Below are 416 nucleotides of genomic sequence, written 5' to 3'. Positions count from 1 at the left end.
CGATATGATCCTGATGCAGCTGGATGGCGTTGGCGGCATAGCCGTTATTGCGTACCAGATCGTCTGCGCGGGCATTGCCACGGGTAAAGTTGGGCAACAGGGCTGCATCCACACTTTCACTCGGTGGGTTCCACGACCGCAACTGCCCTCCAAATCCGCTGCCACCGCCGTGATAACCGGCATATTCGCGCAGCGATGTCATGCCGTCCGGCCCCAGAAGGGTGGGAATGGTGGGCGTTTTCATACATAAAATCCTGCAGGTCCCCTGCGTCGCTGTGTCATGCCGGTCTGCACTTCCAGCTCTGCAATATATTTTTTCAGGTCAGACACGGAAGTGGCCGTAAACTCCACCCTTCGTCCGTCTTTCTGTACTGTTGCCACCCGTTTACCTGTCATCAGGTCATGCAGTGCCGCAC

The 416-nt window shown here is 56.7% G+C and carries 2 protein-coding genes; both read right to left on the bottom strand.

Going from position 1 to position 416, the window contains the following annotated elements; translation table 11 throughout:
• A partial coding sequence (locus P3R27_RS14890; RefSeq protein WP_228626343.1) for a phage portal protein occupies window positions 1–244 on the bottom strand: 244 nt, incomplete at its 3' end.
• Window positions 241–408, bottom strand: coding sequence for a phage head-tail joining protein (locus tag P3R27_RS14885; RefSeq protein ID WP_023148709.1), 168 nt, complete (start codon window positions 406–408; stop codon window positions 241–243). The genes P3R27_RS14890 and P3R27_RS14885, both read right to left, overlap by 4 nt.
• Between the last annotated feature and the right edge of the window lie 8 nt (window positions 409–416).

This window comes from Enterococcus spodopteracolus, assembly GCF_030441955.1.
GTDB lineage: Bacteria > Bacillota > Bacilli > Lactobacillales > Enterococcaceae > Enterococcus_B > Enterococcus_B spodopteracolus.
The sequence above is the reverse complement of the archived record's forward strand: the minus strand, read 5'-3'. Positions and strand labels throughout refer to the sequence as shown.